This is a genomic window from Rheinheimera sp. EpRS3 (assembly GCF_001513785.1).
Taxonomy (GTDB): domain Bacteria; phylum Pseudomonadota; class Gammaproteobacteria; order Enterobacterales; family Alteromonadaceae; genus Alishewanella.
In genome coordinates this window covers 539,181-565,736 of sequence record NZ_LNQS01000010.1, presented here as the reverse complement: position 1 = coordinate 565,736, position 26,556 = coordinate 539,181, and the positions used below count along the sequence as shown (strand labels likewise).

At 49.7% G+C, this 26,556-nt stretch carries 22 protein-coding genes; 10 read left to right on the top strand and 12 right to left on the bottom strand.

Annotated elements, in window-relative coordinates:
- Complete coding sequence (dprA, locus tag AR688_RS17905; RefSeq protein ID WP_068237196.1) at positions 1-1,092, bottom strand: DNA-processing protein DprA; 1,092 nt, start codon at positions 1,090-1,092, stop codon at positions 1-3.
- A 26-nt stretch (positions 1,093-1,118) separates the two neighbouring features.
- Positions 1,119-2,228, bottom strand: a complete 1,110-nt coding sequence (locus AR688_RS17900; protein ID WP_068237330.1) for a LysM peptidoglycan-binding domain-containing protein — start codon at positions 2,226-2,228, stop codon at positions 1,119-1,121.
- A gap of 123 nt (positions 2,229-2,351) precedes the next feature.
- On the opposite strand from AR688_RS17900, the gene def reads away from it, so the two are divergent.
- The 4 genes from def to trkA are packed head-to-tail and all read left to right on the top strand — an operon-like array spanning position 2,352 to position 6,522.
- Positions 2,352-2,867: a peptide deformylase gene (gene def / locus AR688_RS17895; protein WP_068237195.1), complete on the top strand. Its 516-nt coding sequence runs from the start codon at positions 2,352-2,354 to the stop codon at positions 2,865-2,867.
- 12 nt (positions 2,868-2,879) lie between these two features.
- Entirely contained in the window at positions 2,880-3,836 is a 957-nt protein-coding gene (gene fmt / locus AR688_RS17890; RefSeq protein WP_068237192.1) for a methionyl-tRNA formyltransferase, read from the top strand.
- On the top strand, positions 3,833-5,149 hold the full coding sequence (gene rsmB, locus AR688_RS17885) for a 16S rRNA (cytosine(967)-C(5))-methyltransferase RsmB (protein ID WP_068237191.1): 1,317 nt from the start codon (positions 3,833-3,835) through the stop codon (positions 5,147-5,149). Before fmt ends, rsmB begins: the two co-directional genes overlap by 4 nt.
- On the top strand, positions 5,146-6,522 hold the full coding sequence (gene trkA / locus AR688_RS17880; protein ID WP_068237189.1) for a Trk system potassium transporter TrkA: 1,377 nt from the start codon (positions 5,146-5,148) through the stop codon (positions 6,520-6,522). Before rsmB ends, trkA begins: the two co-directional genes overlap by 4 nt.
- On the opposite strand, the gene AR688_RS17875 is transcribed toward trkA, so the two are convergent.
- The 3 genes from AR688_RS17875 to AR688_RS17865 are packed head-to-tail and all read right to left on the bottom strand — an operon-like array spanning position 6,519 to position 11,217.
- Positions 6,519-7,970: a TrkH family potassium uptake protein gene (locus AR688_RS17875; protein ID WP_068237187.1), complete on the bottom strand. Its 1,452-nt coding sequence runs from the start codon at positions 7,968-7,970 to the stop codon at positions 6,519-6,521. The two genes, trkA and AR688_RS17875, sit on opposite strands and share 4 nt — an antisense overlap.
- A gap of 22 nt (positions 7,971-7,992) precedes the next feature.
- Positions 7,993-9,318: a Xaa-Pro dipeptidase gene (pepQ, locus tag AR688_RS17870; RefSeq protein WP_068237186.1), complete on the bottom strand. Its 1,326-nt coding sequence runs from the start codon at positions 9,316-9,318 to the stop codon at positions 7,993-7,995.
- Between the two features lie 45 nt (positions 9,319-9,363).
- Positions 9,364-11,217, bottom strand: coding sequence for a transglycosylase SLT domain-containing protein (locus AR688_RS17865; protein WP_231732143.1), 1,854 nt, complete (start codon positions 11,215-11,217; stop codon positions 9,364-9,366).
- Positions 11,218-11,467: 250 nt separating this feature from the next.
- Between AR688_RS17865 and fadB the strand changes: the two genes are divergently transcribed.
- The 3 genes from fadB (at position 11,468) to tusA (ending at position 15,336) form a co-directional block, all read left to right on the top strand.
- On the top strand, positions 11,468-13,621 hold the full coding sequence (gene fadB / locus AR688_RS17860; protein ID WP_068237185.1) for a fatty acid oxidation complex subunit alpha FadB: 2,154 nt from the start codon (positions 11,468-11,470) through the stop codon (positions 13,619-13,621).
- A gap of 16 nt (positions 13,622-13,637) precedes the next feature.
- Entirely contained in the window at positions 13,638-14,801 is a 1,164-nt protein-coding gene (gene fadA / locus AR688_RS17855) for an acetyl-CoA C-acyltransferase FadA (protein WP_068237184.1), read from the top strand.
- Between the two features lie 289 nt (positions 14,802-15,090).
- The gene (tusA, locus tag AR688_RS17850; RefSeq protein WP_068237182.1) at positions 15,091-15,336 is read left to right on the top strand and encodes a sulfurtransferase TusA; all 246 of its coding nucleotides are present in this window, start codon (positions 15,091-15,093) and stop codon (positions 15,334-15,336) included.
- Between the two features lie 56 nt (positions 15,337-15,392).
- On the opposite strand, the gene AR688_RS20280 is transcribed toward tusA, so the two are convergent.
- Together AR688_RS20280 and AR688_RS17845 are read right to left on the bottom strand one after the other, a co-directional pair.
- The gene (locus AR688_RS20280) at positions 15,393-15,536 is read right to left on the bottom strand and encodes a hypothetical protein (protein ID WP_156420343.1); all 144 of its coding nucleotides are present in this window, start codon (positions 15,534-15,536) and stop codon (positions 15,393-15,395) included.
- Positions 15,536-17,032: an anti-phage dCTP deaminase gene (locus AR688_RS17845; protein WP_068237181.1), complete on the bottom strand. Its 1,497-nt coding sequence runs from the start codon at positions 17,030-17,032 to the stop codon at positions 15,536-15,538. The genes AR688_RS20280 and AR688_RS17845 overlap by 1 nt, the downstream gene beginning before the upstream one ends.
- A 283-nt stretch (positions 17,033-17,315) precedes the next feature.
- Here AR688_RS17845 and AR688_RS17840 point away from each other — a divergent pair, with 283 nt between their 5' ends.
- Positions 17,316-17,579, top strand: coding sequence for a type II toxin -antitoxin system TacA 1-like antitoxin (locus AR688_RS17840; protein WP_082694830.1), 264 nt, complete (start codon positions 17,316-17,318; stop codon positions 17,577-17,579).
- Positions 17,580-17,619: 40 nt separating this feature from the next.
- Here AR688_RS17840 and AR688_RS17835 read toward each other — a convergent pair whose 3' ends face one another.
- Both AR688_RS17835 and AR688_RS17830 read right to left on the bottom strand, forming a co-directional pair.
- Positions 17,620-18,066, bottom strand: a complete 447-nt coding sequence (locus AR688_RS17835) for a hypothetical protein (protein WP_156420342.1) — start codon at positions 18,064-18,066, stop codon at positions 17,620-17,622.
- Positions 18,067-18,357: 291 nt separating this feature from the next.
- A complete protein-coding gene (locus AR688_RS17830; RefSeq protein WP_068237176.1) occupies positions 18,358-19,647 on the bottom strand; it encodes a nitrate regulatory protein in 1,290 nt (429 codons plus the stop codon).
- Between the two features lie 437 nt (positions 19,648-20,084).
- On the opposite strand from AR688_RS17830, the gene AR688_RS17825 reads away from it, so the two are divergent.
- A complete protein-coding gene (locus tag AR688_RS17825; protein ID WP_068237175.1) occupies positions 20,085-20,939 on the top strand; it encodes a formate/nitrite transporter family protein in 855 nt (284 codons plus the stop codon).
- 2 nt (positions 20,940-20,941) lie between these two features.
- Complete coding sequence (locus tag AR688_RS17820) at positions 20,942-22,639, top strand: bifunctional protein-serine/threonine kinase/phosphatase (protein ID WP_068237173.1); 1,698 nt, start codon at positions 20,942-20,944, stop codon at positions 22,637-22,639.
- On the opposite strand, the gene cobA is transcribed toward AR688_RS17820, so the two are convergent.
- The 3 genes from cobA to nirB form a co-directional block, all read right to left on the bottom strand.
- Positions 22,636-23,505: a uroporphyrinogen-III C-methyltransferase gene (gene cobA / locus AR688_RS17815; protein ID WP_068237171.1), complete on the bottom strand. Its 870-nt coding sequence runs from the start codon at positions 23,503-23,505 to the stop codon at positions 22,636-22,638. The two genes, AR688_RS17820 and cobA, sit on opposite strands and share 4 nt — an antisense overlap.
- Before the next feature lie 67 nt (positions 23,506-23,572).
- The gene (nirD, locus tag AR688_RS17810) at positions 23,573-23,932 is read right to left on the bottom strand and encodes a nitrite reductase small subunit NirD (RefSeq protein ID WP_068237170.1); all 360 of its coding nucleotides are present in this window, start codon (positions 23,930-23,932) and stop codon (positions 23,573-23,575) included.
- A 1-nt stretch (position 23,933) separates the two neighbouring features.
- Entirely contained in the window at positions 23,934-26,510 is a 2,577-nt protein-coding gene (nirB, locus tag AR688_RS17805) for a nitrite reductase large subunit NirB (protein ID WP_068237167.1), read from the bottom strand.
- Between the last annotated feature and the right edge of the window lie 46 nt (positions 26,511-26,556).

The following is a 26,556-nucleotide window of genomic DNA, read 5'->3' as shown; positions in this document are numbered from 1 at the left end:
TCAGGCACTCCTCACTCTAATGTAGCCACCGGGAACTGCTGCTACTTCACCAGCTAACTCCAGCTGTAACAGCGCTATAGTTGCATCAGCTATCGCCAGGCCGGCGCGCTGTGCAATCAAATCAACTGCGGTAACTTCATCTCCTACGTTAGCCAACAACTGGCGGGCAAACAAGTCTGTTTCAGTACTTTTTTCCTGTTCAGGCTCAGTTATTAGACAACTTTTCTGAAAAAAGCTCCATTCCTCCAGTATATCGGCCACACTTGTCACCAGTTTAGCGCCTTGCTGAATTAACGCATGGCAACCCGCCGACTGTGGGCTATAAATTGAACCAGGCACAGCAAACACATCACGGCTATATTCGGCCGCCAGGTTAGCACTAATTAAAGTACCACTTTTTAAGCCCGCCTCAACCACTATAGTACCAATACTTAAGCCAACCACAATGCGGTTACGCTGCGGAAACCACTCGGCCCGCGCCAGTACATCAGGAAAATACTCTGACACCAGAGCGCCCTGCTCTGTTATTGCCTCTGCCAGCGCTTTATTGGAAGCAGGATATACCTGCTTTAAGCCATGCCCAAGTACTGCTATGGTTAATCCGCCTGCCTGCAAGGCGCCTTTGTGGCTTTCACTATCAATACCGCGCGCCATACCACTGGTAATAACATAACCCTGTTGCGACAATTCTGCGGCGAAACTTTGGGCAACTTTACGCCCGGTTGGTGTGGGTTGGCGGCTCCCCACCATAGCCAGCTGTTGCTGGGCTAAAACCAGCGGATTACCTTTAACAAACAATAATAGTGGCGGCTGTTTGGTTTGCTTTAATAACGCCGGATAACGTGGATCAAGATAAGTAATAACATGGTGATTGTCAGCCTGCGCCAGCCATTGCAGCGCACTATCTACTTTGGCTTTTGACTCATACGCCAGTATATGCGCCTGGCGCTCGGTAAAACCAATATCTCTTAAGGTACTGGCCGGTAATTTTACCAGCTCGGTAACCGATATTTGCTCGCTCAGACGTTGGAACTTCAGGCCATCAAGGCCATGCACAGTGGCTAAAGCGAGCCAGTTGCAAAGATCCTCCATGACAAACTGGCTCCATACTTATTGAGTTACAAGTTAGCGATTAAATCTCCAACCCGGATTGGACGTTGTGTTTTAGTGACAATAGCAAAACTGGTGCGCTCGGATACTTTAAATACCATCAGCTCACCTACCTTTTCTCTTGGCAAGGTAATAGTGGTATCACCAAAATTTTTGAACATTTTTTGCAGCTTACTGGCATCTTCAATGTATACCGGGCCATCCGGGCTATCGACCACCATTGGCGAGCTGCGGTAGATGCCGACCATGTGTCCGGCTTTCAGCTGCTGTAATGACCCACGGTTTAACACCACAATATCCCATTTGGAAAACTCACGCAGGTTTGACGTAGTATCGATAATAGTTCCGGCTATATCAAACTCCGGCTTAGTCATAACAAAAAATGCCGGCAACGCCTGGCCTTCCAGCGCAGGCATCAGGCGATCGCCCTGCTTAATTTCGCGTTTAACACTGAGCACGTTCAGTGATGATGCTTCGGCTGGTTTATCTTCAGTTGCGTCATGTCCGGGCCGGAACGCCCGCGCGGTGGCTACCAGCGTGGTTTCATAGCCTAATACGGTTTCAGTTTCCGGGTCAAAATAAGGTTTGCCTTTACGGTACACGCCATAAGACGCTCCGGTGTCCAGTACACCTTTCGCATAAATAATATGGTCACTTACAGAGTTTTTTACGTTGGCATTAGAGCCGAGGATATAAGGCAAGGCCTGAATTTGTTCATCCGACAAAGATTGTTCAAACGTCAGGTAATGCCGAATCATACTTAATGGTAAGGTAGACACCGCATCGGCGCTTTTTACCGTTTTACGGGCGGTAGGCGACAGGCGTTTTACCTTGTTATTTACTGCCAGACGAGGCCGGCCCTGTGCATCATAAGTAAGTGTTAGTGTATCACCGGGATAGATCAGGTGCGGGTTGTCAACCTGGGGGTTCATCTGCCACAGCTGTGGCCATAACCAGGGCTCACTCAGGTATAAAGCGGAGATATCCCACAGCGTATCGCCTTTCTTAACAACATAACTGGCAGGAGCATCGTCACGAATTTTTAATACATCGGCAAACACATTAAAAAAGCCACTCATAACCACCAGAGTGACGATAGCAGCGAATTTTTTCAGCATGCCGGCATCCTTGAGCTCGTTCTTGTTGTAATTATTGCACACTAAGCTGTTAATACAGCGCATTAATGGCTAAAATTAAAACATATCACAACCTTTGAAACAAAGCATATTTTTGTAGGTGTTATGGCAGTTTTACATGTATTACATTACCCGGATGAAAGGCTTCGTACAGTAGCAAAACCTGTTGAAGCTGTTACACCAGAGATCCAGCAACTGGTAGACGATATGCTCGATACCATGTACGACGAAAATGGTATTGGGCTGGCCGCTACGCAGGTTAACGTGCATTTACGCGTGGTTGTTATTGATCTGTCTGAAGACAGCAACGAACCTATGGTATTTATTAACCCGGAAATTACCGCTCGTAGTGGTGAAACCAGCTATGAAGAAGGCTGTTTGTCTGTGCCACAAAACTACGCCAAAGTAGAGCGTGCGGCTGAGGTAACAGTAAAAGCGCAAGACAGAAACGGCAACTGGTTTGAATTAAATGCCGATGGCCTGTTGGCAATTTGCCTGCAGCACGAACTGGACCATCTGGTAGGCAAACTGTTTATCGATTATCTGTCGCCGTTAAAGCGTGAGCGGATCCGCAAAAAGCTGGAAAAAGAAGCAAAAATGGCGCAGCGCCACGCGCTTTAAACAGGACATACCGTGACCACTCCTTTACGCATTATTTTTGCTGGCACGCCCGATTTTGCGGCGCGCCATCTGCAAGCTCTGTTAGATGCAGGGCATCAGGTTATCGCTGTTTACACCCAGCCTGACCGACCTGCCGGCCGTGGCCAGCAGCTGCAGCCCAGCGCAGTCAAACAGCTGGCTTTACAGCATAACCTGGCTGTGTATCAGCCTAAATCACTGAAAAAAGCACCGGCACAACAAGAGCTGGCGGCATTAGATGCCGATTTAATGATCGTTGTTGCCTATGGTTTAATTTTGCCACAAGCGGTACTCGATACCCCGCGTCTGGGCTGCATTAACGTGCATGGTTCTTTACTGCCGCGCTGGCGTGGTGCAGCGCCAATTCAGCGTGCTATCTGGGCCGGTGATACGCAAACCGGTGTAACCATAATGCAAATGGATGCTGGCCTTGATACCGGCGCCATGTTGAGCACGGTTAGTTGTGATATTGACGATACTGATACCAGTGCCTCTTTGTACGACAAGTTAGCCATACTCGGCCCCAAAGCCCTGTTGGCTGCGTTGGCCGATTTAACTGCTCTGCAGCAACAGGCTCAAACGCAGGACGACAGCAAAGCCAATTACGCCGATAAACTGCATAAAGACGAAGCCCAGCTCGACTTTAATAAATCAGCCTCTGCATTACAGCGCGAAATAAGAGCCTTTAACCCCTGGCCGGTAAGCTATATTACGCTGGCACAAGGTAGTATTAAGGTTTGGCAGGCTAAAGCTGAAGATGGTAGTAGCGATAAAGCCGTAGGTACAGTGTTAAGTGCCGACAAACATGGCATTCGCATTGCCTGTGCGAACGGCACATTGCTTGTTACCCAGCTACAGCCGCCCGGCAAAAAAGCCATGGCCGCTGCAGACTTTTTAAATGGCCGGGCTGACTGGTTAAGCCCCGGTACAATTATTGGCCGGGCAGTATGAGCCATAACGTTCGCGTGCTTGCCGCGCGCAGCTGCTTTGATGTGGTCGATCAGGGCATGTCATTGTCTGAGGTACTGCCTAAAGCGCAGACACTGCTGGATAACCCGCTGGACAAAGCCCTGTTGCAGGAAATTTGCTTTGGCGTAATGCGCTACCTGCCACAACTTGAAGCCGTATGCGGCCAGTTAATGAGTAAACCACTCATAAAGCAACTGCGCCCTTTGCAGTTTTTGCTGTATGTGGGTATTTACCAACTTAAGTTTATGCGCATACCCGACCATGCAGCCATCAGTGAAACCGTTGATGCTGCGCGAGAATTAAAAGGCCAGTCACTCACTAAGCTGATTAACGGTGTGCTGCGCAATGTGCAGCGTCAGCCTGAGTTATTTAACTTCGCCACAGCACCTGCAGCGGTGCAGTTTAATCATCCGGGCTGGCTGATTAACATGCTGCAACTGGCTTACCCACAGCAGTGGCAGCCAATACTTGATGCCAACCAGCAAAAAGCACCACTGTGGTTGCGGGTAAACATCAGCAAAATTAATCCGACAGATTATGCCGCCGCTTTAACCCGCCAGGGTATTGAATATACCCGGCCTGTAGCTGATTTACCGGCGGCAATTAAACTGGCACAGGCACAGGATGTCACCACCCTGCCCGGCTATGCCGAAGGCTGGTTCTCTGTGCAGGATGGTGCAGCACAATATGCGGCCACCTTGCTTGATGTAAACAGCGGTCAGCATATTCTGGATGCCTGCTGCGCCCCCGGCGGTAAAACCTGTCATATACTGGAACTGGCACCGGACGCCGACCTTATCGCACTGGATAAAGAACCCAAGCGCTTGCTGCGCGTGCATGAAAACCTGGCCCGTTTGGGCCTGAATGCCAGTGTGATTGCCGCCGATGCCGCTGAACCCGGTAGCTGGTGGCAAGGCAAATTATTCGACCGTATTTTGCTGGATGTGCCTTGCTCGGCGACCGGAGTTATCCGCCGTCATCCGGATATCCGCTGGCTACGTAAAAAGGCTGATATCGAAGTACTGGCTGAACTGCAACAGCGCATATTACGTCAATGCTGGAGCCTGCTGGCGCCGGGCGGCACTCTGCTTTATGCTACCTGCAGTGTGTTGCCGGCTGAAAACAGCGAGCAAATTGCGCAGTTTTTACAGCAGCACAGCGATGCCCGGCTGGATAAATTGCCACAACAGCATGCAGATCAGCCATACGGCTGGCAGCTGCTGCCGGGCGAACAGGACATGGATGGCTTTTTCTATGCCCGGCTGCAAAAAATGACAAACAACGAGAAAGCATGAAAATAATTATTCTGGGTGCAGGTCAGGTAGGTGCCACACTGGCAGAAAACCTGGTTGGTGAGCAAAACGATATCACTATTGTTGATAGCGATGCAGACAAGCTACGCGCCCTGCAGGACCGTTACGATTTGCAGGTAGTGCATGGCCATGGCTCACACCCGGATATTCTGAAAAAAGCCGGTGCCGAAGATGCCGACATGATAGTGGCAGTAACCAACAGCGACGAAGTTAATATCGTTGCCTGTCAGGTGGCCTACAGCATGTTTAATACGCCGGTTAAAATTGCCCGCATCCGCACCAACCAATATCTGAAATACCGTGATCAGTTGTTTCATAAAGACGATATGCCGGTCGATCACTTTATTGCGCCAGAAGCCCTGGTTACTAATTATATCCGCCGCTTAATTGACTACCCGGGTGCATTACAGGTGGTGGAATTTGCCGGTGGCAAGGTCAGCCTGGTGGCTGTGAAAGCCTATTACGGCGGCTTGCTGGTGGGCCATGCGTTATCGGCGTTAAAAGAACATATGCCAAATATTGAAACCCGGGTAGCCGCTATTTACCGGCGTGGCACCGCGATTAAACCGCTGGGTACCACTATTATTGAAGCCGACGACGAAGTGTTTTTCGTCGCTGCTACCAAGCATATCCGCGCGGTAATGAGCGAGCTGCAAAAGCTGGAACGCAGCTACCGCCGTATTATGATCGCCGGTGGTGGTAATGTGGGTTTTGGCCTGGCACGGGCATTGGAAAAAACCCACAGCGTTAAGTTAATTGAACGTGGCAAAGAGCGGGCCGAGTTTTTGTCCAGCGCGCTGGATAATACCGTAGTGTATGTTGGTGATGCCTCAGATCCGGAGCTGCTGGAAGAAGAAAACATCGAGCAGGTAGATGTGTTTATCGCCGTTACCAACGACGATGAAGCCAATATTATGTCGGCCATGTTAGCCAAAAGGATGGGTGCACAAAAAACCATGGTGCTGATTAAACGCGGCGCCTATGTCGATTTACTGCAAGGTGGCGAAGTGGATATTGCCGTATCTCCGCAGCAAGCCACTATTTCTGCATTGCTAACTCATATCCGCCGTGGTGATATCGTAAACGTATACTCGCTACGTCGCGGCGCCGCCGAAGCTATTGAAGCCATTGCCCATGGCGACAGCAACACCAGCAAAGTGGTAGGTAAAGCCATCGGCAGCATTAAATTGCCGCCCGGCACTACTATTGGCGCTGTAGTGCGCGGCGATGAGGTGGTTATTGCCCACGACAGCACCGTTATTGAAACCAATGACCATATAATTTTGTTTATGGTAGATAAAAAGCACATCGTCGAAGTAGAAAAGCTGTTTCAGGTTAGCGCTATTTTTATCTAATCTTTCCAGAAGGCCGGTGTAAATAGCACCAAAAGGGTAAATATTTCCAGCCGGCCAAACACCATCGCTACAATCAGAATCCATTTACTGCTGTCAGGAATAGAGCCAAAGTTAGCCGCAACTTCACCCAGGCCGGGGCCAAGATTATTTAAACAGGCTGCAGTGGCGGTAAAAGCAGTAATATTGTCCAGCCCGGTGAGCAACAGCAGCAACATAGTAACGACAAACACCAGCGCATAGGCAGCAAAAAAGCCCCATACTGCTTCAACAATACGATCTGGTACAGCACGACGCCCCAGTTTGATAGCGTAAACCGCCCGCGGATGAATAAGCCGGTTGAGCTCGCGCGTGCCCTGCAAGAACAATAACACCACCCGCACAACCTTCAAGCCACCACCAGTAGAACCGGCACAACCACCGATAAAGCTGGAGAATATTAACAATATAGGTAAAAACAACGGCCACACAGCAAAGCTATCGGTAGCAAAACCTGCCGTTGTAGAAATAGATACCGCCTGAAAAATGCCATGATTCAGAGCTTCTGCCGTGGTTCTGTAGACATTGGTTTCAAGCAAAACAAAAAAACAAATCAGCACCAGAGCCGCCTGAATAATTAAAAAGGCTTTAAATTCCGGGTCACGAAAGTAGGTGCTGACACTTTTGCCGCGAATAGCGGCAAAGTGCAGTGGAAAATTTACCGCACTAAGCAGCAGAAATATGACACAAATAGCATTAATTACCGGGCTTTGAAAATGGCCAATGCTGGCATCGTAAGTTGAAAACCCACCAATAGCCACGGTAGAAAATGCATGGCAAATAGCATCAAACCAGTTCATCCCGGCCAGATAAAACGCCAGCATGCAGCTTAGCGTTAACGCCAGATAGATATACCATAAATGCTTGGCGGTATCGGCTATGCGCGGTGTCATCTTGTTGTCTTTCACCGGCCCCGGCGTTTCTGCACGGTACAGCTGCATGCCCCCGACACCCAACATTGGCAATATGGCTACTGCCAATACGATAATACCCATGCCGCCCAACCATTGCAGTTGCTGGCGGTAAAACAAAATGGCTTTGGGCAGAAACTCAATACCGGTAAGGACAGTAGCCCCTGTGGTGGTAAGGCCGGAAAACGCTTCAAACATCGCCCCGGCCACGCTTAACTGCGGATTACTGGCCAGCATCAGCGGTATGCTGCCCACAGTACCCAGCACAGTCCAGAACAACACCACGATAAGAAAGCCGTCCCGCACCTTTAGCTCGGCTTTGTATTGCCGGTTCGGATACCAGATCACAAAACCAATCAGCAGACTTAACAGAAAGGACAGCATAAAAGGCACACCGGCACCGTCGTTATACCAGTAGGCGACAAATGCCGGTGGGATCATGGTGATGCTGAAAATGCCAATCAGCAGCCCCAGGATCCGGATTATCGAACGGTATTGCATACCTTAACGGCGTCCCTGTGGCTTAGGCCAGTTGCAGATCACGGGTCATATTTTCGTTGCGATCGCGGTGAACAATAATATTGTCCTCTATGCGGATACCGCCAAACTGACGAAACGCATCTACTTTCTGCCAGTTAATGTATTTATCAAACTCGGTGGCAGCTAAATCGGCCAGCAGGCTGTCGATAAAATACAGGCCCGGTTCAATGGTAAATACCATATCGGCTTCAACAGTGCGGGTACAACGCAAATACGGATGGCTGTCCGGCGCTGCAACATGAGTGCCGCGCTCGTCGGCCATAAAGCCGCCAACATCATGCACCTGCAAGCCAAGGTGATGGCCTAAACCATGCGGAAAGAACGTACGGCTGATCTGGCTTTCAACAATAGCTTCAGGCGCTAACTTAATAAAATCAAACTGATGCAAAATTTCCGCGATATGCTGATGACACTGAATATGCAGCTCGCCGTATTTTAAGCCGGGTTTTAAGCCTGCCACCAGCTTAAGTTCGGCTTCATTCACCGCGCTGATTAAGCTGCCAAACTCGTCCTGCGGGTTAAAGCTGTAAGTACGGGTAATGTCGGCGGCATAGCCATGAAACTCAGCACCGGCATCAATTAAAAACGAGTGCCGCTGCTTCGGCGCTTTGCGCTCCAGTGCCGTGTAATGCAAAATGGCACAGTTTTGGTTTAGCGCAATAATATTGCCATAAGGCACTTCGTTTTCGCTTTGTCTTACCGCGGCTAAATAGGCCAGCTGAATATCAAACTCAGTACCACCGGCATAAAACGCCGATTTTGCCGCATTGTGGCCCGCCACCGCCATCTGATTAGCAATGCGCAGACAGGCTTGTTCATACGGCGTTTTGTAGGCGCGGTAAAAGTGAATAAAGTTCAGCACCGGTTCGGGGTTAATTTCTGTAAAGCCCAGCGCCCGTGCTACCTCAAGATATTCGCCCAGATACGCCAGCCGGGCTTTATCATACGGCAGCAGGGTTTCTACCTTGTTGGCTTTATCTAACAGCTGAATGTCAAAATATTCTGCCCAGAAATCATGTGGTTCGTCCGGCACTTTGTGCCAGAAATCTTTTGGCCGGTAGAAAATCAGCTTAGGTTTGTTTACGCCATCGACAATCAGCCAGCAATGCGGGTTATCAATCACCGGCAGCCAGGCTTTAAATAACGGATTGGCTTTAAACGGATAATCCATATCATCAAGAAATTTGCGCTGCGTCTGGCCGGAGTGGATCACCAATGCATCCAGATTTTCCCGCTCTAACAAACGGCGGGTACGCTGCTGTAATTCGGCAATATGGGCCTGATACAGGCTTTGATAAGAAGCTGTCATAAGTGTCTGACCTGTTGGCTGAAAAATATGCGGGGCATCATAACATTATTCCACCACGACCCCAATCTGCATTGTGGTCAGTGGTTTAAACACATCTGTCGGGGTATTTAGCCGTATATTGTAAATTTGGTAATACGCCATTACCGCCTTTACATAGTCGCGGGTCTCGCGATATGGAATAGTTTCAACCCAGACATCAGCCGGTAGCGCATGAGTTTTCGGGATCCATTGCTTAACCCTGCTGTACCCGGCGTTATAGGCTGCTGTGGCCATTAACAGGTTGCCGTCGTTGCGTTTACGCAGGTAATTCAGGTAATCGGTACCGTAATCGATATTGATCACCGGGTTATAAAGTTGCGTGAGTTGCACCGGTTTTTTCGCAATTTCGCGCGCGGTGGCCGGCATTAGTTGCATCAGGCCACGCGCCCCTACCGGCGAGTTAGCATCTGCCATAAAAGAGCTTTCGCGCCGGGCAATCGCCATGGCCCAGCCGGATTCTATATCCACTTTCGCCGCTGATTGCGTTATTTCATTTTGATACGCTAGTGGAAACCGCAGTTCAACATCGTCCCAGTAACCGACATCGGCCAGTGAGAATATCGCCCGCTCGTACCATTGCAGTTGATGCGCCAGTTTGGCCGACACCAGTTTTTGCTGCTCGTCTGAAGTGTCTTGCAAGTGATTCCACTCGCGCCGCGCTTCGGTTAACCGCCCCAGCGCCAGCCACTCTTGCGCCCGCTTTACTGCCGGGTGCTGTTTCAGGGTTTTTAGCTCATCTTCTGACACGGTAACAGGCGCATGCGCCAGGCTGGGCGGCAGGCCCAGTTTTGCTGCAGCCATAAAGCCATAAAAATGCCGCTGCAATGCCAGTGCCTCAAACAACGGTTTGGCTTTATCTGCATGGCCTTGTTGCTCATAAGCCCGTGCTAACCAGTAGCGCCAACTGCTGTCTTTAGCAATATCAGCCGGAAAGGCCTCAATAACCTGCTGTACCTTAGGCCAGTCCAGTTGCGCCAGGGCATGGCTTACCTGCCAGTGCGCCAGCATATTATCAATAAGCTCGGGCGGCAGTTGTTTAAACCAAACTGCAGCTCTTTCATCACCTTTACTGGCCAGTGCTATAGCAAACTGGCGCCGTACATCCAGCCGCTGCGCCTCGGTGAAATATGGGTCGTTAATAAATTTCTGCCATAGTGTCAGGGCTTTATCAGGATCCCGCCAGATCAGCCGCTTCAGGCCATACGCCAGCACGTCACGCTCATTTACTTTTTTCAGCGGAAAAAACTTTGCACTGCTAATCACTGCGGGGTTTTGCCGCGTTCTTAAGTACATATCAGCCAGATATTGCTGATCTGCCGGTAACTGGGTTTTCAGATACCGAATTAAAGCTGCATCACCGCCTTCGGCAGATAAACGGATGCGCTGCCACACCCGCTCTGGCGTTTGCTGGCCGGCTTTGCGCCAAGCCGAAAACAAGAAATCACAAGCTTTAGGTTGCGATTTGCCCACTACCCACAAGCGGGCCACCTCGGGCCAAATGGCTTTGGTATTGGCATTTTTATCCGCCAGCTTAAAGCGCAGTGCATGGCATTCGAGCTCAGCATCGTTAGAGCCGTTATAATTGGCCAGATAAGTAGCGGCTTTTTGTCTGCGGGCTAAATCCAGCAGCCAGGGTTTACGCAATGGCCAGTCCATCGGTGTTTTTTGGTATTGCTGCAAAAATGTGGCAATGCGCTCATCGGCAGTTAAAAATTGCTGTAAACGGCGTTGCTGCAAATAAGGTTGCAACGGATAACCGGCAAATTTTTCCAGCACTTTTTGTGCTTGTTCAGTTTTCAGGCTGCCAATCTGGCGCTCAGCCTGTAAAAATTCATTGCGTAACGCTGCCTCGGAAGACACAGATGCCGCAGCAAGCGGCATCAGGAGCAGGTTACTCAGTATTAAAACCATCCGTTTCACTGTGATAACCCCGATAAATACACGAAAAAGAAAAAATACCACCTATAGTTACTGCTGACCACCGTTGTCGGATTCAAACACGCGTTTAAATAACGGTTGAATTTTTTTGCGAACCGCGACACACTGAGCAAGACAACCTCATCGTACCAGTTGCGAAAACCCCTAACATACGCGACCAAGGAGCACCATTATGATTTACCAGAGTGACAACATCAGTGTTGCCTACCTGAAACCTGGTATCGTCCGCTTTGCCTTTAATGCGCAAGGCTCAGTTAACAAGTTCGATCAGCAAACTCTGACTAATTGTAAGACAGCTTTAGACCTGCTGCACGCAGACAAAGCACTAAAAGGCGTTATTTTTTGCAGTGATAAAGATGCCTTTATCGTCGGCGCCGACATTACTGAATTCTTAAGCACCTTTTTACGGCCGGAAGCGGAGCTTATTCCGTGGATTAAACAGGCCTCTGATATTTTTGATCTGGCTGAAGATTTACCCGTCCCCACCATAGTAGCGCTCAAAGGTTTCGCGCTCGGTGGCGGATGTGAGTGGTCACTTACAGCCGATTATCGCGTAGCTGACACCACCACCCGCATTGGCCTACCCGAAGTAAAACTGGGCCTGATGCCAGGTTTTGGCGGTACCGTGCGCCTGCCGCGTATTATCGGTGCCGATAATGCCATGGAATGGATCACTACCGGTAAAGACCACAGTGCCGACCAGGCACAAAAGTTTGGTTTAATTGATGCGGTAGTGGCACCGGAGAAACTGGAAGCCGCAGCGCTAAGCATGCTGGAAGATGCCATTGCTGGCAAACTGGACTGGCGTAAAAAGCGCGCCGTGAAGTTACAGCCACTGAAACTAAACAAAACCGAAGCCACCATGAGCTTCAGCACCGCCAAAGGCATGGTATTTGCCACCGCCGGTAAACATTACCCGGCGCCGATGTTAGCGGTTACCACCATTGAAGCAGCTGCCACACTGGACCGCGCCGGCGCTATGGCGCTGGAAAACGCTGGCTTTGCCAAACTGGCGAAAACCGATGCAGCCACCGCGCAAATAGGCCTGTTCTTAAATGACCAGCTGATTAAAGGCAAAGCAAAAAAAGCCGCTAAAACCGCCACTAAAGCAGTGAAAAAAGCCGCAGTGTTGGGTGCCGGTATTATGGGCGGCGGCATTGCCTATCAGTCGGCGTTAAAAGGCGTGCCGGTAGTAATGAAAGACATCGCCGATAAAGCGTTAGAACTGGGTATGGGCGAAGCGACCAAGTTACTCGGTAAACAGGTGGAGCGCAAAAAGCTGGATGCCATCGGTATGGCTAAAGTAATAGCATCTATTACCCCCACGCTAAGCAACGAGAATGTTAAAGGTGTCGATATCGTGGTGGAAGCCGTGGTAGAGAACCCGAAAATTAAAGGCGCGGTATTAAAAGAAGTAGAAGCGCTGTTAAGCGACGACGCTATTTTAACCTCGAACACTTCAACTATTTCGATTGATTCACTGGCGGCAAACTTAAGCCGGCCGCAAAACTTCTGCGGTATGCACTTCTTTAACCCGGTACACCGTATGCCATTGGTAGAGGTTATCCGCGGTAAAAACACCAGCGAAGAAACCGTAGCCGCCGTAGTGGCTTACGCTGCCAAGATGGGTAAATCACCAATAGTGGTAAATGACTGCCCGGGTTTCTTTGTTAACCGCGTACTGTTCCCCTACTTTGCCGGTTTCAGCAAGCTGGTATTAGACGGCGCCGATTTTGCCCAGGTAGACAAAGTAATGGAAAAGCAGTTCGGCTGGCCGATGGGCCCGGCGTACCTGCTGGATGTTGTCGGTTTAGACACCGCTTACCACTGTACCGACGTAATGGCAGCAGGCTTCCCGACACGGATGGCCAAGCTGGATAACGATCCGGTAGCCGCTATGTATAAAGCAGATCGCTACGGCCAGAAAAACGGTGTGGGCTTTTATGCCTACAGTAAAGATGCCAAAGGCAAGCCGAAAAAAGATATCGACCCGGCGGCCCTTAGTTTACTGGCTGATATCTCGGCTGATAAACAGGAATTCAGCAGCGAAGACATTATCGCCCGCGTCATGGTGCCAATGATTAACGAAACCATTCGCTGTCTGGAAGAAGGTATTGTCGCCAGCGCCGCTGAAGCCGACATGGGCCTGATTTACGGTCTAGGCTTCCCGCCGTTCCGCGGTGGTCCGTTGCGTTATGCCGATACTATTGGTTTAAGCAACTTTGTCGCCCTGGCCGATAAATACGCCCATTTAGGCGAAATTTATCAGGTAACAGACAAAACCCGCGCTATGGCCGAAGCCGGCCAGCGTTTCTTCCCGGTTTAAGCGCAGGAGCAAAATAATGAAAAACGCAGTTATTGTAGATTGCATTCGCACCCCAATGGGCCGCAGCAAAGCCGGTATGTACCGCAACGTGCGCGCCGAGCAACTGTCTGCCCATGTCATGGCCTCTTTGGTTGAACGCAACCCGGCGTTAAACCCGGCAGATATCGACGACATTATCTGGGGTTGTGTACAGCAAACCTTAGAGCAAGGCTTTAACGTGGCACGTAACGCCGCCCTATTAGCCGGCATTCCGCACTCGGTACCGGCCGTTACCGTTAACCGCTTATGCGGCTCGTCGATGCAGGCACTGCACGATGCGGTGCGCGCCATTCAAACCGGCATGGGTGAAGTGTATTTAATCGGCGGTGTGGAGCATATGGGCCATGTGCCAATGAACCACGGTGTCGATTTTCACCCGGGCTTATCCACTTCTGTCGCCAAAGCCGCCGGTATGATGGGCTTAACCGCAGAACTGCTGGGCAAAATGCACGGTATCAGCCGCCAGCAGCAGGACGAGTTCGGCGCGCGTTCACACCGCTTAGCCCAGGAAGCCAGCCTGCAGGGCCGGTTTAAAAACGAAATTATCCCCACCGAAGGCCACGATGCCGACGGCGTGTTAAAGCTGATGGATTACGACGAAGTGATCCGACCGGAAACCACAGTAGAAGCACTGGGCCAGTTACGCCCGGTATTCGACCCGGCTAACGGCACAGTAACGGCCGGTACCTCTTCGGCGTTATCCGACGGTGCCTCTGGCATGCTGGTAATGAGTGAAGATAAAGCCAAAGCGCTGGGCCTGCCAATCCGTGCTTATGTGCGGGGTATGGGTGTGGCCGGTTGCGACCCGTCAATTATGGGTTACGGCCCGGTACCGGCATCGAAAAAGGCGCTGAAAATGGCCGGCATTACTATTGCCGACATCGACTACGCCGAGCTGAACGAAGCTTTTGCTGCCCAGGCCCTGCCGGTAATGAAAGACTTAGGCTTACTGGAAGTAAAAGATCAGAAAGTAAACCTGAACGGCGGCGCCATAGCGCTTGGCCACCCGCTGGGTTGCTCCGGTTCCCGTATCAGCACCACGCTGATTAACGTAATGGAAGATAAAGGCGGTAAGTTTGGCCTGGCGACCATGTGTATCGGCTTAGGCCAGGGTATTGCGACTGTTTTTGAACGGCCATAAGCTGGCAGCAACAACCACAATCGCATAGAATAAGGGCCGTTTTTACGGCCCTTATTTATTAGTATACAGACTTAGGCGCAAATCTCGCTGGCGCAGCCCCAGACCCACGAGCGCAGCGAACGCGGCAACAGCTGGCGTATGGCAAAGCCGGGCGCTGCTGCTCCTGCAGCCTCGCCTGTCGCATTCGCTACGCTCGTAGTCTGTGGCTGTGCTGTCAATGTTTTAACCTTAATCGCAGCGTCGATGTTTTATAGCAAATAGTCAGGCAACGACTTTTACCGGAGTAACGATGGAAGATATTTTCAGCCGCGCGGATCAAACACTGGATGCCTTAGGCATGCGCTGCCCAGAGCCGGTAATGATGATACGGCTGCAAATTCGTAAAATGCAGGTGGGTGAAACTTTACTGATTATCGCCGACGATCCAGCCACCACCCGCGATATACCGGCATTCTGCCGCTTTATGGATCACGAGCTAGTAGGCAGTGATACCAATGAATTGCCTTATCGATATGTGGTAAAAAAGTTAGGCTAACACCTTAATGATTAAAAAACGCGCTGAGAGCGCGTTTTTTAATCATTAACAGACAATTATTCTGTAGTTGCTAATTTACCCGTCTTATTAGATTGGGGCAGCTCAGTAGCTTCCTTTTTAGGTGAATTAGGAGTTAAACGATAGTTCTGCATCCACTTCGGCCAAGTTTGTACAACTTGCTCAGATTTGTTATCAGCCATTACGATTCCCCTGATTTTTTAATTATCTGTTGAAGCTCATTATCGAGCATAAATTCCATTTCTAAATAGGACATTGGTACTAACGGCATCCTTAGTTCGGCAGTTTCTTTGGCCCAATCAGCTAATTTGCCAGACGCTTTTCTAGTCAACTTCCTACCGTTGCCAAGCCTCATTGAGAATAGATCAAGAAACTTCCGAGGTCCAACGCCAGCAAATTGTGAAAATTTTACTTTACACTCACCAATTTTGCCACTACTCCCATCAAAGTTTATCGAGTCATCATGTAGCTTACTCGCAAAACTTTTCGGATATGGCTCTATAAATACAACCTCTTCAATTCCTGCGGCAACGATATGTTTTGCGCAATTGTGGCAAGGAAAAGTCGTCGTAAACAGTTTAGCGCCTCGAACAGATGTGCCTGTTCGAGCAGCTGACAGGAGTGCTTCCATCTCAGCATGTACTGCTCGCCCATATTCGGTAATATCGAGTATCCCAGTATTTTTCAGCCGACGCTTTGCTTCTTTGTAATTCAGCTCTTCTGATAAGTCATCACTATAAGCACCAAACTCTTTCAGAATCTTAAAAATGATTAGCTTTTTTTCCTCTTCATTAGAGTCCTTTTGAAGAATGTAATCACGCTTATCATCGGTTCCCGGCCAATACAAGCCACCCCCAAACTTTGGAACGTCGTTTGCACCTGTTGAAACGATGTCCCCACTCGCACTAACGATTACTGCTCCCACTTGACGAGACAAATCAGCAGATCTTAACGACGCCGCATAAGCCATGAACATTGAGTATTCTTCAATCATGGGAGGAGCTACAGGTTTTGCAAACAAAATGCTAAGAATTCTCTGAAGTTGATCCCCAAACTCTTCAACAGTATCAATTGTCAGGAAAAAATCAGACAGTTGGAAAACGTCTCTCGTAGATTGGCCATGTTCGCCATACTCAGTTGGTAAGTCATTTTCTCGATCATCTCTTTCAATTAAATCTCTTGCCTCTTTTTCATTTTTTATACCTTTCTGTTCAATTAAGTATTTAATACGGCTTTCCTCTTTAGCACTGATACCAACCAAAACAAAACCCTTTCCATAGGCAGTACGAAGTGTTTCGACTTCGTCAGGATGTTTCAATGAGCGAACTATGTGCGCAGTTCTATTAAGTGGCATACTGTGTAATTGAGATTTATCGCGCTCCCGCTTCGAAAGAATGGCATTAATAGCTACTAACGCCATGATATCGTCTCTTTTGCTTTCTTTTCTAAGAGTGTTTCCTATAGTCATAGCACCTTGTAAACGTTCGCTCTCTGACTGTTCCTTTTTACTAGATTTACTATAAATATCACGCATTAACTCACTAAGATGTAGCCAATTAGTTTTGTACATGTACATTTTAAGCAAGGATTCGAATCTAGAGCGGACATCGTCATAATTGATACCAACAGGCGTTACTAATCCTATTATGATTTCACTATCTGGCGCGTGTTGTTCCATAACCTAGTTCCTTAGAATATGTATTACTGCATCTTGGATGTTGGATGCTTTATGTATTTATTAATTTCAAACTTTTAAGTTTACTAATTAATAGTTTTTCAATCGGGGGGCCTCCCTGTTATTAATTCTTTAACGCTCTCGGGCAGCTATGTGGTTTTAACTTAGTAGATAAAACAGGGAACAGCAATAAGTTTGTCACACCCAGCATTACAATACACAAATGCACATTATCCCCGCATGTTTATACTTAACTCTGTTTCTGCAGTAAGAACCGGAGCGCACAGTGAGCCGACTATCCATTGAGATTGCGCTTGAACAGCACCAACTACTAAAAACGATGGCAGCATTACAGGGTAGAAGCATAAAAGACTTTATTCTGGACAAAATACTGCCACAAGAGGTGGCTGAACAGGCCCAAAACTACTCTGCGCAGCAGTTGGAAACCTTGTTGCAGCAGCGACTGCAGAACGCGCGCCGCGGCGACTATTCTGAACAAAGTGTTACTGATGTTTTCGAGCAGGCTATAGCGGAGAATGACAAGCTCTAAGCTGCGTTATTGCTTAGCATTAGAGGAACGGCAATAATTTTTAACGCGAGTAACTTAGCTTAAACCAACGCTTAAAGCTGGGCTTGCGACGCACACCCGCAGGCTCGTTAAATAACGGCAGGCAAAATTCCGGAGTAGCTAATAAAGTAAGGCGCCAGTTGCAGCCGCCTAAAAAACTGAACTGTACTTCACGTGCTGACGGTTCACGTAGTAAATGGAAGTTACCGGTAGAATACGCCACACCAATATTAACACTGTCCAATACCTGAAAATCCTGGTTCATCAGGTAAATGCTAAGTGTGTCTTCAAAAGGAATATCATCGGTAACAAACAGCAGATAGCCATGTTCACAATGAAATGCAGCCTCAAGCACTGCCCCGCCGATCAGTTTGGCGGTGGTAGCGCCAGCAAGCCAAATTTCCGCTACCGGAAAAGCATCAGCGCGATCTGATACCAGAGGTTGTAATGAAATCGCCGCCGTATTCATTTTAAACAGTGCTTGGTTGTGACAAAAAGTCATTGTGTTTAATTGCCGTTTGTAGCGCTTGAACACAGACTGATACGGATTTAGCATCTAAAGCCAACACAGATAAACACCAATATGTTTAATTTAAATTAACACAATTAAAACACAAAAGGTGTAATTTAGCGAATGTTTTGTACACGCTGTGAACGTTTTCAGCAGCGCGCGTTGCGGTGACTTTTTTCTGCAGAGTGTTATTGATATTTTCGAGCAAGCTGAAACGACTAAAGATAAAAAGCTAAGCCGCTCTGTTAGTTACTCATTCTGTTCTTTCGCTTTGTGCAAAGCATTAACCACAGCGGCGGCGACGTCGGCTATTTTGCACTGCTGCTGCATCGCGCTTTGCTGCAGCTGGCGGTAAGCTTGCTCTTCTGTTAGTTTTTTATATTGCATTAATAACAACTTGGCGCGATTTGTCAGTTTTTGCTCGCCAATAGCCCGGCGTACATCGGTTAGTTCAGTATGCATCTGGCAGATATGCTGCGCTTGTTCCGACAACAACTGATAGAACGAACGGCTGGGGGCTTTTATGCTGTGTTCGTTAGTCGTTTGCGGTAAAACCGAAGCGCCATATAAACCCGGCATGCTGGGGTCGATTAATAAAGTCAAACCCGAGCTGCCTGGCAAGGCGGTCAGCTCGGTTAGCTTATGCCGGTGCTGCTGCAACTGCTGTTGAGCGGCAGTTACAGTAGCAGCGGTGAGTTGCTGTAAATCAGCTGTCAGTAATGCCATTAACTGGTGCATCGCATCCATACGATCGGTAGCAAACTGATACCAAAGATCACTGACTGCCGGCACCAGCATTGTCGTGCCAGGCAGTTGCTGCAACATAGTTCTCAGTTGTTGCAACTGTTTAGCCGCACTGCTTGCCTCCAGCAGTTGCCACTGCTGCTGTTGTGCGGTGCTGGCAAATTCCAGAAATACAGCAGCGCTGTGTTGCTGTGCCTGTTGCAGCAATAATAAACGCTCGGCCAGTTCAGTACTTACCTGGCCCGAGGCAAAACCCATTGCACCCCATGCCCTTTCCTGGCCGGCGTACTCTTTGGTTTGCAGTAAGTTAAATAAGGCAACCAGCACGCGGGTAATGCTGGCGTCACAGGCCAGATCAGCCGACTCCAGCACCACGGCCAGCCAGGCGGCAATCAAGCGGCTATAGGCTTCGGTGGCTTGTAAGGGGGTTATTTTTTGCTGGTGTATTTGTTCGCGCAGTTCAGCCAGATGATCCATGCCCTGCAAGGCCAGACAAATATCACTGAGTAAACGGCTACTGCTGCACGGCTGTGCCGCGTGTAAGTAATGCTGCTCCAGCTCGGCTCGTAATTGTTGCTCTGCCGTTATACTGTGCTGCAATTGCTGCTGGCGTTGGCGGGCAAACAGCTCACAGCCTGAAGCGAGAAAAATATTGCTGATACCGCGCTCACGCTGCAGCTGATGCACCAGTTCGCTAATGCTGGTTACCAGCTGACAGTTAGCCGATAGCTGCAACAGGGCTTTTATTTCTGCCTGTTTCGCGGCCAGCAAAAACTGCGCGGTTGAAGGGTTCATACATCACACAATAAAGTTTTTCGTGCTAAGGTCTAGCAATGCTCGTTCCATACCCGCCTTCCGGCTATGCCAGAAGCTGCCAGTGCTGCGTTTTAACCTGAATAAGCGCCAGCTAATAACAACACCAATACTGGCAAACGCCCCAAATCAGTGCAAATAATGCGCTACTATGCACAACTATGGCCCTTAGCGCTGCCGCCACGGCAAAGGCGTATTATTAAAAACCAAGACAAATTAGACGATTAAGCGAAAATTTCAGGCTGGCATCAAAGTTGCCTAGTTAAATGCGGCAGAGGTGTTAGGCACCTCCGGACAAAAAACAGTTTCAGGACAAAGGCGTCCCGTGATCAGCTGATAATACAGCATGATCCGGACGCCTTTTTTGTTGTGCAAAAACAGCAGCTGAATAACTAAACATAACGGAAAAAGGTGAACCTATGGCTTATTTAGTTCCAGCCGAGTTTGTGACCAAAATGGTCGATGCCGGCGAAGCAAAAATTTTTATGTCTACCCGCGATACCCTGATCCGCTCTTATATGGCGGGCGCGATTCTGGCATTGGCGGCGGTATTTGCGATAACTGTTGCCGTGCAAACAGGCTCCTTTTTAGTTGGCTCTATGTTGTTTCCGGTTGGTTTTATTATGTTGTACCTGATGGGGTTTGATTTGCTAACCGGCGTTTTTGTGCTGACACCGCTGGCCTTACTGGACCGCCGCCCCGGCGTTACGGTAAAGGGGGTGCTACGCAACTGGGGGCTGGTATTTACCGGTAACTTTGTTGGCGCTTTAACAGTGGCAGCCATGATGGCGTTTATTTTAACCATGGGCTTTCATTTAGAGCCCGACGCCGTAGGCCAGAAACTGGCTGGCGTCGGTGAAGCCCGCACCTTAGGTTACGCCGAACATGGTACCGTGGGCTGGCTGACCATTTTTCTGCGCGGCATGTTATGTAACTGGATGGTGTCGATGGGCGTGGTTGGCGCTATGATCTCCACCCATGTCAGCGGCAAAGTCATTGCCATGTGGATGCCAATTATGTTGTTCTTTTTTATGGGCTTTGAGCATTCAGTGGTGAATATGTTTTTATTCCCTTTCGCCATGATGATGGGCGGTGATTTTTCCATTATGGATTATATGATCTGGAACGAAATCCCCACAGCGCTTGGCAATCTGGTTGGCGGTTTGGCTTTTACCGGCCTGACGCTGTACAGCACGCACTATAAAACTGCGCCTAAACGTAATCTGGTGACCACCGTAGCAAGCCGCAACACTGCAGATCTGGCCAAAGTTTGACCATGTCGTTGCAAGTATCCATCGGCCAGTACAGTAGTGCAGGTTGCAAAACGCTGAACCAGGATTGGTTTGGCGCTTGCCTGCCCACAGAACCACAGCTGAGTAACAAAGGCATAGTGCTGGCGGTGGCCGATGGTATCAGCACCAGTACCGTTAGCCAGATTGCCAGCGAAACCGCGGTGAAAAGCTTTCTCAGCGACTACTACTGTACCAGCGATGCCTGGTCGGTGCCGCATGCCGCCTTGCAGGTGTTAAAGGCCAGCCATAACTGGTTATATGCACAAAACCGCAATGGCCCTTATGCTGCCGATCCGGACAAAGGTTATGTCTGCACTTTTAGTGCGCTGATCCTAAAGCAACGCCATGCGCATTTGCTGCATGTTGGTGACAGCCGGATTTATCTGTGGCGTAACCGGCAACTGGAACAACTGACGCGGGATCACCGGGTATGGCGTGGCAGCAGCAGTTTTTTAAGCCAGGCGCTTGGATCTGGCGCTGTGCTGGAACCCGATTACCATAGCCTGCCATTGCTGGCAGATGATGTATTTCTGCTGGCGACAGATGGCTTATTTGAAGTGTTACCACAGCCGCAGCTAATGGCGTTACTTGGACCAGAACAAGCAGATTTATCAGCGCTGGCACAGCAACTGGCCGACGCCGCTCTAGCCGCTGGCAGCAAAGATAATATTACGCTGCAACTGGTGCGTATTAATGCCCTGCCGGCAGACAGCAGTTTACCGGCTTGTATCGATCAGCAACTGCCTTTGCCACCGCTACTGCAACAAGGCGATACCCTGGACGGCCTGCAGATGATACGGCCACTGCAACAAAGCAGCCGCAGCCATGTGTATCTGGTGCAGGACAGCGAAACAGGCCAACTGATGGTATTAAAAGCACCGTCGATTGATTTGGCCGAACAACCTGAGTATCTGGAGCGGTTATTGCGCGAAGAATGGATAGCAAAACGGGTTAACAGTGCTTACGTATTGCGCCCGGCCAGCATCAACAGGCCACGCACAGCGCTGTATACCTTATTTGAATATATTGATGGCCAAACCCTGCGCCAATGGCAACTCGACCACCCCAAAGCCACTCTGGAACAAATACGCACGCTGACAGAACAAATTGGCAAAGGCTTACAGGCTTTGCACCGCAGCGAAATATTGCATCAGGATTTACGACCGGAAAATATCTTGGTTACGCCACAGGGCAGCGTTAAAATTATCGACTTTGGTGCTGCACGGCTGGCCGGTTTACAGCCAGATGGCGAAGTGGCCGGCGATATTCCTGGCACGGCCTTATATTGTGCACCCGAGTATTTTTTAGGTGCGCCAGGCAGTGAGCGCTCAGATCTGTACTCACTGGCAGTATTAACCTATCAGTTGCTGTCGGGGCGCTTTCCTTACGGGCCTGAGGTTGCCCGGCGCAGAAGTTTAAAAGCGCAGAAAAAACTACAATATCAGTCTGTGTTATCTGCCGATAGTGAGCTACCCGCCTGGCTGGACCGGACACTGGAAAAAGCCTTGCAGCCCGACCCCAGCCTGCGTTATCAGGCGCTATCTGAGTTTTTATATGATTTACGCCATCCCAATGCGAAGTTTCAGGCACCGCAAAGCCTGATAGAACTGCATCCGCTGTGGTTCTGGCAAAGCTGCTGCTTGCTGCAATGCCTGGTCATCTTGTGGCTGCTGGCAAACTAAGCCACTACCTTAGTCTGCAACAGGCTTAAGTCGACATCCATACGCTGCCTTAGCACCACGCCGACCACAATCAGCGTTGGGCCAACCAGCGGATAAGCTGCAAGACGCTCAACAATATCTGCCAAAGTACCCTGTAGCTGCTGTTGCTGGGCAGTACTGACCTGATCCAGCAGCGCTATAGCGGTATTGTCCGGCCAGCCGACAGAGACTAAACCAGCACACAATTGCTGCAAACGGTTTAAGCCCATATAGACCACCAGCGTCGGGTTAGAGCCATTGACTCTGTACTGATAACCAGACCAGTCCGGCTGTTTGGCCGGGTCGGCAAACTGCGCGGTTAAAAACTGCACTGACGTGGCACTGCCGCGGGCGGTAAGCGGAATACCACAATAGGCTGACGCAGCACAGGCACTGGTCACGCCCGGCACTATGGCAAAGGCAATTCCGGCTTGTTGTAACGCTGCAGCTTCTTCTGCTACCCGGCCAAAAATCGCCGGGTCGCCACCTTTTAGCCGCACCACTAAACCACCTTGCTGGCCGTACTTTACCAGCAACTGGTTTATGTTTTGCTGTGGCATAGCATGGCGGCCGGCTCTTTTGCCAACAAACACTTTTTTGCAACGCCGTGGCGCTAGAGCCAACAGCTCAGCCGACACTAAACTGTCAAACAGCAGCACATCAGCCTGTTGCAATAAACGCTGGGCTTTGACGGTAAGCAGCTCAGGATCACCAGGCCCGGCACCTATCAGCACTACCCGGCCATTGCTATCAGGCTGTTGTAGTTCTGCTTTCGCGCTGCGCCAGTTCCAGCCGGACACCACAGAACGGCTTAGCGGCGAACGTAAAAAGTAGCTCATCACACTCATTATGTTTACCTTTCTAATTAACCTTGTCCTTTGCCCTTTTAGCCAACCCTTTATATCGGGTTGTTAATCAGGCGGCTGACGCCTGTTGATTTTGTTGTCCGGCATTCAGCCACACCCTGCCCTGTTGCAGTTTCACCCGATACACCGGGATCACTACGTCAGGTTGTTCTAAACACTGGCCTGTGGTCAGGCTAAAGTGCTGTTTATACAAAGGTGACGCCACTACGATTTGCTCACCGACAGAACCTAAAATCCCGCGCGACAGCACATTAGCCTTACCGAGCGGATCGTAATTACCTACCGCATAAATCTGCGGCTCATCACTATGCGCCAGCAAAAACACTGCCACTTGCTGGCCATTGAGCAAAGCGCAGATGCCGCTGTTTTCGACTAAATCTTCGAAAGCACAAATATCCGTCCAGGCCATGTTATTTCTCCTCTGCTAAAGCGTTCACAGGCAGCTCTGCCTCAGAAAGCTGAGTAATAGGAATTTGTTGCAACCACTGGCGTTTTTCATCTGCCGTGGCCGGGCGAATTTGTGAGCGCTCTTCAACAAAAACGATGTTTTCGTCGGCATCCGGGCTGTTTACAAACTGGCGGAAACGTTTTAGCGCTTGCGGGTCTTGCAGCGTGGCTTTCCATTCACAGGCATAAGTATGCACCAGCGCAGCCATCTGGTTTTCCAGTTCGGTCGCTATACCCAGCTCGTCGTCGATAATGACTTTACGCAGATAATCCAGACCACCATCGAGCTTTTCCATCCAGACTGACGTGCGCTGCAAACGGTCGGCAGTGCGGATATACAACATCAGAATGCGGTCTATGTAGCGGATTAAAGTGTCGGTATCGAGGTCGGTGGCAAATAAGTCGGCGTGGCGTGGTCTCATGCCGCCGTTACCGCAGACATACAGGTTCCAGCCGTTTTCGGTGGCAATAATGCCAATGTCTTTGCTTTGCGCTTCAGCACATTCGCGGGTGCAACCCGACACTGCCATTTTAATTTTGTGTGGCGCACGTAAACCTTTATAACGATTTTCAATAGCTATGGCCTGGCCGACACTGTCTTGTACACCATAACGACACCAGGTACTGCCTACACAAGATTTCACCGTACGCAGCGACTTGCCGTAAGCATGGCCGGTCTCAAAACCAGCATCGACCAAACGCTGCCAAATGGCAGGCAACTGCTCTAAGCGGGCGCCAAATAAGTCGATACGCTGGCCACCGGTAATTTTGGTGTAGAGGTTAAAATCTAACGCCACCTGGCCTATCACCAGCAGTTTTTCGGCAGTAATTTCACCACCGGCAATACGCGGCACCACAGAATAAGAGCCGTCTTTTTGCATATTGGCGAGAAAGGTATCGTTGGTGTCCTGCAAACCGACATGCGGTTTTTTCAGCACATAATCATTCCAGCTCGACGCCAAAATCGAACCCACAGTCGGCTTACAAATATCGCAGCCCAAACCCTGACCATGGCGACTTAGCAGTTCAGAAAAGGTTTTAATACCGCCCACCTGAACTAAATGCAGCAATTCCTGACGCGAATACTCAAAGTGTTCACAGAGGTGATTTTTCACCTCAACACCACGGCTTTCCAGCTCGTCATCCACCACAGATTTCAGCAAGGCGGTACAACCGCCACAACCTGTACTGGCCTTAGTGCAGCTTTTAATGCCGGCTAAATCACAACAACCGCTGTCCATCGCCGCCACTATGTCGCCTTTAGCGACGTTATGGCAGGAACAAATGGTGGCGCTGTTGGGTAAAGTTAAAGCTGCTAAGGGTGTGCCGGACGCGGCAGGTAAAACCAGTTGTTCCGGCTGTTTGGGCAACAACATATCGTTTAAGGCATATTGCAGCAGACTGTCGTAATTGCTGGTATCGCCTACCAGCACAGCACCCAACAGACGTTTACCGTCTTTGCTGACTACCATTTTTTTGTAGACTTTAGCACGTGGGTCGGTGAAGACATAACTTAAAGCACCGGGCGTTCTGGCATGCGCATCGCCAATAGAGCCCACTTCCACACCCAGCAGTTTTAGCTTGGTGCTCATATCAGCGCCGGTAAAACTCAGCTCACCAGCTGTCAGTTGACTGACAACAACCCGAGCCATCTGATAACCGGGTGCGACCAGACCAAAAATCTTTTGTTGCCATAAAGCACATTCACCTATGGCGTAAATATGTGGGTCAGACGTCTGGCACAGGTCGTTAACGACTATTCCGCCCCGATCCCCCACAGCTAAACCACAGCTGCGCGCCAGTTGGTCATAAGGCCGGATGCCAGCGGAAAACAGCACTAAGTCAGTCTCTAAGCTTTCGCCATCGGCAAACTGCAACTGATAACGGCACTCTGCGCCAGCTACGATTGCCTGAGTCGCTTTGCCGATATGCACCTGAACACCCAGCTCGGTAATTTTCTGGCTTAACATCTGGCCGCCAGCCTGATCCAGCTGCACAGCCATTAGCTGAGGTGCAAACTCCACCACATGAGTTTGTAAGCCGAGTTGTTTTAGCGCATTTGCTGCTTCCAGCCCGAGCAAACCACCGCCTATCACTACGCCCACTTTACTGACCGCAGCGCTTTGCGCTATCGCATCTAAATCCTGCAACGTGCGGTACACCAGACAATGCGGCTGATCGTTACCCGGAATAGGCGGCACAAAAGCGTAAGAGCCTGTCGCCAGCACCAGTTCATCGTAATAAAACTGCCCGCCATGGCTGGTTACCACCAATTGCTGTTCGCGGTTGATTTGCTCCACCCAGCAATTTAAACGGTACTGAATATTAGCGGCCTGATAGGCTTCTTCTGTCGTTAACGCCAGTTGCTCTGCACTGGTGCCGCTGAAATAGCCGGATAAATGCACCCTGTCGTACGCAAGCTGCGCTTCACCACAAAGCACAGTAATTTGTGCCAGCGGATCTTTAGCACGTAATTGATCAACAAAATGGTGCCCTACCATGCCATTGCCAATCACCAGAATTTGTTTGGTCTGCTGCATTGTTAAGTCCTTAAGGCATTTACCGCTCTATCACTGCCAGTAAATT

What these genes read in the sequence shown, in the direction of transcription:
- dprA (WP_068237196.1), bottom strand. Translation starts at nt 1,092, where the DNA reads ATGGAGGATCTTTGCAACTGGCTCGCTTTAGCCACTGTGCATGGCCTT.
- AR688_RS17900 (WP_068237330.1), bottom strand. Translation starts at nt 2,228, where the DNA reads ATGCTGAAAAAATTCGCTGCTATCGTCACTCTGGTGGTTATGAGTGGC.
- def (WP_068237195.1), top strand. Translation starts at nt 2,352, where the DNA reads ATGGCAGTTTTACATGTATTACATTACCCGGATGAAAGGCTTCGTACA.
- rsmB (WP_068237191.1), top strand. Translation starts at nt 3,833, where the DNA reads ATGAGCCATAACGTTCGCGTGCTTGCCGCGCGCAGCTGCTTTGATGTG.
- trkA (WP_068237189.1), top strand. Translation starts at nt 5,146, where the DNA reads ATGAAAATAATTATTCTGGGTGCAGGTCAGGTAGGTGCCACACTGGCA.
- AR688_RS17875 (WP_068237187.1), bottom strand. Translation starts at nt 7,970, where the DNA reads ATGCAATACCGTTCGATAATCCGGATCCTGGGGCTGCTGATTGGCATT.
- pepQ (WP_068237186.1), bottom strand. Translation starts at nt 9,318, where the DNA reads ATGACAGCTTCTTATCAAAGCCTGTATCAGGCCCATATTGCCGAATTA.
- fadB (WP_068237185.1), top strand. Translation starts at nt 11,468, where the DNA reads ATGATTTACCAGAGTGACAACATCAGTGTTGCCTACCTGAAACCTGGT.
- fadA (WP_068237184.1), top strand. Translation starts at nt 13,638, where the DNA reads ATGAAAAACGCAGTTATTGTAGATTGCATTCGCACCCCAATGGGCCGC.
- tusA (WP_068237182.1), top strand. Translation starts at nt 15,091, where the DNA reads ATGGAAGATATTTTCAGCCGCGCGGATCAAACACTGGATGCCTTAGGC.
- AR688_RS20280 (WP_156420343.1), bottom strand. Translation starts at nt 15,536, where the DNA reads ATGGCTGATAACAAATCTGAGCAAGTTGTACAAACTTGGCCGAAGTGG.
- AR688_RS17845 (WP_068237181.1), bottom strand. Translation starts at nt 17,032, where the DNA reads ATGGAACAACACGCGCCAGATAGTGAAATCATAATAGGATTAGTAACG.
- AR688_RS17835 (WP_156420342.1), bottom strand. Translation starts at nt 18,066, where the DNA reads ATGAATACGGCGGCGATTTCATTACAACCTCTGGTATCAGATCGCGCT.
- AR688_RS17830 (WP_068237176.1), bottom strand. Translation starts at nt 19,647, where the DNA reads ATGAACCCTTCAACCGCGCAGTTTTTGCTGGCCGCGAAACAGGCAGAA.
- AR688_RS17825 (WP_068237175.1), top strand. Translation starts at nt 20,085, where the DNA reads ATGGCTTATTTAGTTCCAGCCGAGTTTGTGACCAAAATGGTCGATGCC.
- AR688_RS17820 (WP_068237173.1), top strand. Translation starts at nt 20,942, where the DNA reads ATGTCGTTGCAAGTATCCATCGGCCAGTACAGTAGTGCAGGTTGCAAA.
- cobA (WP_068237171.1), bottom strand. Translation starts at nt 23,505, where the DNA reads ATGAGTGTGATGAGCTACTTTTTACGTTCGCCGCTAAGCCGTTCTGTG.
- nirD (WP_068237170.1), bottom strand. Translation starts at nt 23,932, where the DNA reads ATGGCCTGGACGGATATTTGTGCTTTCGAAGATTTAGTCGAAAACAGC.
- nirB (WP_068237167.1), bottom strand. Translation starts at nt 26,510, where the DNA reads ATGCAGCAGACCAAACAAATTCTGGTGATTGGCAATGGCATGGTAGGG.